This window comes from Streptomyces sp. NRRL F-6492, from assembly GCF_001280125.1.
Classification (GTDB): Bacteria; Actinomycetota; Actinomycetes; order Streptomycetales; family Streptomycetaceae; genus Streptomyces.
Genome location: NZ_LGEG01000176.1, coordinates 1 through 286 on the forward strand (window position 1 = coordinate 1; position 286 = coordinate 286).

The 286-nt window shown below is 68.5% G+C and carries 1 protein-coding gene; it reads left to right on the forward strand.

Annotation, left to right across the window (positions count from 1 at the left end; translation table 11 throughout):
• Positions 1-286 (forward strand): hypothetical protein (locus ADL08_RS14265; protein WP_159043070.1); only part of this gene is annotated, 286 nt, incomplete at both ends.

Consider the following 286-nt stretch of genomic DNA (forward strand, 5'->3'; position numbering starts at 1 on the left):
CAGCTCAAGTCGATCACCACTGTCGGCACCACCCGGGCCCTGACCCACGCGGGTACCGACAACACCGAACGCACCGCGCTCGCCGACACCACGTTCCACCACACCGCGCTCGGCCTGACCGGCACCACCACCGCCGGAGCCGACACCGGATTCATCCGCGAACCCGCGGGCACACTCAACTCCGTGCGCAACGGCGGCAAGTCCTTCTACTACCTCACCGACGCCACCGGCAACGTCCTGGGCCTGGTCGACGAGGCGGGCAAGCGCACCCACACCTACGCCTACA